The sequence below is a fragment of the Nostoc cf. edaphicum LEGE 07299 genome, assembly GCF_015207245.1.
Lineage (GTDB): Bacteria > Cyanobacteriota > Cyanobacteriia > Cyanobacteriales > Nostocaceae > Nostoc > Nostoc edaphicum_B.
Map to the genome: position 1 here is coordinate 1 of NZ_JADEXF010000619.1, position 3,720 is coordinate 3,720.

Below are 3,720 nucleotides of genomic sequence, written 5' to 3' on the forward strand. Positions count from 1 at the left end.
CAGTTTGCAAGCAGACATTGTTTTAACCAGCCCCCAAGCCCGTAACTTGCCAAGCTTGTCTACATTTTCTCGGCGGCGACTTTACCAAGCAATGGATATACCAGGGGTAAAGTCGGCAGAACCAATGTATTTTAACAACACAATCTGGAAGAATCCCCAAACACACCGTGAAACAGGGGTGTTAGTTATCGGCTTTAATCCAGACAAACCAGCTTTTGACTTACCAGATGTTAACCAGCAATTACAAGCGCTCAAAATGCCGGATACGGTGTTGTTCGATCGTGGTGCAAGAGGAGATTATCAAAAAGCGATCGCTCAAATTGACCAAGGTAAAATCCTGACTACTGAAATAGAACGGCGCACAATTACCATTAGTGGCTTATTCCAAGTCGGGGCTTCCTTTGGCTTTGATGGGAACCTGATTACCAGCGATCAAAACTTTTTGCGGCTATTTTCTGGGCGACAGTCTAGCAGTGTCAGTCTAGGTTTGATTCTTCTGAAACCAGGCTATGAACCGAAAAAAGTAGCAGCAATGCTCAAAGCCTACCTCAGAGATGATGTCAGAGTATTAACCCACGCCGAATTTATTGAATTTGAGAATAACTTTTGGAGAACAAATTCCCCAATTGGCTTTATTTTCAGTCTAGGTGTATCGATGGGATTTGTGGTAGGCGTAATCATCGTCTATCAAGTCCTCTCTAACGATGTTAATGCCCATGTTCGAGAATACGCCACCTTCAAAGCAATGGGATATCGCAATTACTACCTGCTAGGTGTGGTGCTTGAAGAATCGTTGATCTTGGCAGCACTGGGCTTCTTCCCCGGATTGGGAGTGTCCTTAGTGCTTTATCAACTGACTCGCAGTGCTACAAATTTGCCCATGTATATGACTGCGATTCGGGCATTGCAGGTATTAGTACTGACCATCATTATGTGTACAATTTCTGGTGCGATCGCTACCCGCAAACTTCAAGCCACCGATCCCGCTGATATGTTTTAAATTTGTCATTGGTCATTTGCAAAGGACAAAGGACAAATGACCAATGACGATCGTCACGAGTAATCGATCTATTTATGACTAGTCAACCTGTCATCTCTGTTAAAAATCTCGACCACCACTTTGGTCACGCCTCACTCCGCAAGCAAGTTTTATGTAACATCAACTTAGAGATTAACGCTGGTGAAATTATTATCATGACTGGGCCCTCTGGTTCTGGAAAGACTACCTTACTGACTTTAGTGGGTGGGTTGCGTTCTGCTCAATCTGGTAGTTTGCGAGTGTTGGGACGAGAACTTTGTGGTGCTAGTGCTGAAGAACTAGTGCAAGCACGACGCTATAACGGTTATATTTTCCAAGGACATAACTTGCATGGTAGTTTAACGGCACTCCAAAACGTCAAAATGGCTTTAGAATTGCATAAACATCTTGGGTTAAAAAAAATGCGAGCTAGATCAGCCCAAATGTTAGAGCAAGTAGGATTAGGAAATCATTTGCATTATTACCCTGATCAACTGTCTGGAGGACAAAAACAAAGAGTAGCGATCGCTCGTGCTTTAGTCAGTCATCCTCAAATAATCCTCGCGGATGAACCCACCGCCGCCCTTGACAGTCAATCAGGACGAGATGTAGTCAATCTCATGCAAAAACTAGCAAAAGAACAAGGCTGTACCATCTTGATGGTTACTCATGACAATCGCATCCTAGACATTGCCGATCGCATAGTGCAGGTGGAAGATGGCATACTCAAGTCAAAAGTAATACTATCAGCCTAAAGTTAATGAGCGTATTCCCTGATTCAGGGTTGATTTATAAAGTAAATCTGAAGTGTGGACTGGCAAACTCACATTTATTCCCTCAATATCATAGTTTTTTGGCGACTAAACCGCTATTCGTCAGTAAATTTTAAAATATTTTCGAATGGTATGTATATAGTTTAATTTATCTTCACTGACTTACTTACCTAGTTTAAGTAATTTCCCCATACCGATTTCAACCTAACAATGTGATATTAGTGTCCAGTTGAAAAAGTGTCCAGTTGATTCCAAGATTTCCTTCAAGTATTATTTATGTAATCACAGTTAAATTTTATGCTCATTGCCAATGTCATACGCCTTGGTTATTAGAGTCAAGACCAATTTCCTAAAATTACAGATAAAATGATTCGCCCTTGCAATCCATAAATACCTGGAGAATTTCCGAAAATTTATGGTTGTCAATAACATTGACTTTCAACAGGAAACACTAGCGATAATAAGCTAATCTATTTTCCAATACAAGCAAGGGTTTTTTTGTAGTTCTATGATTATTGAGAATAGCGCTAGTAGTTCAAACAAAAAGTTGCTCAGTTTTGATGTCAAAGCTTTGACAGCCAATTACTGTGCAATCAATGTGTTAAAGGGAATATTTGCTGTTCTCCCGATCGCCTTGGCATTACCTGTAGATGCTTTGCAAGTAAAGGTGATTCCAACTAATCCGAAATTAGGGGATACACTCTCGATACAGATTAATCTAGATAATCCAGAGAATAGTACAAAACCAACAGTAGTCAGTGGAAAGAATACATACCCAGCCTTTGAAATTGCGCCCAATCAGTATCGGGCTTTTGTTCCTACAACTCCATTAGAAAAAGCTGGAACTAGAACACTTCGGGTTGCAGGGGATGGTCAAGTGCAAAACTTAGCAGTGAATGTGCTGAATCGCAAATTCCCCGTACAACGTATTACTTTGCCACCTGGTAAAGCTGGAGTGGATGCCACAGAGTATGAACTTAAACGTGTGGCAGCTTTTAAGGCGCTACAAACACCAGAAAAGTATTGGAATGGAGTATTCCTGAAGCCAAATGCAGGGCGGATGAGTACAACCTATGGTGTACGTCGCTACTATAATGGTACATTTGCAAAAGACTACTATCATCGTGGTCTTGACTACGCTGGTGCTGCCGGTTCACCGGTAATTGCCCCAGCCGCTGGGCGAGTTGCTTTGGTAGGTAGGGTATCCCAAGGGTTTCGGATACACGGTAACGTAGTTGGCATTGACCACGGTCAAGGAGTAACCAGTATTTTCATGCACCTGAGTCGTATTAACGTTAAAGAAGGTGATTTTGTGAAAGCTGGTCAACTAATTGGTGCAGTAGGCTCAACAGGGGCTTCTACGGGGCCGCATTTACACTGGGGTCTATATGTCAACGGACAATCTGTTGATCCAACACCTTGGCGAACTAAGGTTGTTAACTAGTAGAGGCAGAATTAATCTTGTCTTTGCATAATTTGTGTATTTTTTGCTGAGAATTACGCAAAATAAATTGGATTGATACCGTCCCTACCAAGCTTTGCCAACATAAATGATGATAAGCGTTATGAGTATCGAAAAAATTGTAGAACAAGCTCTCCAGGATGGTTATTTGACACCAGCAATGGAAGCAGAAGTCGGTAGAATCTGTGATAACGCCTCGGAACTCTCAATTGAAGAGTATATGGCGTTGGATCGGCTTATGGGTGCGCTATTGACTGGTGAGGTAGTGGCGGTACCTCGCAAACAATTCATTAACGTTATGGAAGAATTGGTGCTGACAGAAGCGATCGCACGAGTCGCAGAAATTGAAGCCACCAGCGAAAGTTCTTTAGATGTGGGAGATATTGCCGCTTACGCTCTCAATCGGCTACCGCCTTTGTATGCTACCACAGAAGAAGGTGCTAACTTCCAGCGCGAAACGGCTCAGG

General features: G+C 42.3%; 4 protein-coding genes. All 4 read left to right on the forward strand.

Features of this window, described 5'->3' with window-relative positions:
* Positions 1-1,000, forward strand: a 1,000-nt coding sequence (devC, locus tag IQ229_RS17855) for an ABC transporter permease DevC (RefSeq protein WP_194046000.1), incomplete at its 5' end; no start/stop codon positions are given.
* 74 nt (positions 1,001-1,074) lie between these two features.
* Entirely contained in the window at positions 1,075-1,773 is a 699-nt protein-coding gene (locus tag IQ229_RS17860) for a DevA family ABC transporter ATP-binding protein (RefSeq protein WP_194046002.1), read from the forward strand.
* 526 nt (positions 1,774-2,299) lie between these two features.
* Positions 2,300-3,235, forward strand: coding sequence for a M23 family metallopeptidase (locus IQ229_RS17865; RefSeq protein WP_194046004.1), 936 nt, complete (start codon positions 2,300-2,302; stop codon positions 3,233-3,235).
* Between the two features lie 121 nt (positions 3,236-3,356).
* Positions 3,357-3,720 (forward strand): late competence development ComFB family protein (locus tag IQ229_RS17870; protein WP_194046005.1); only part of this gene is annotated, 364 nt, incomplete at its 3' end.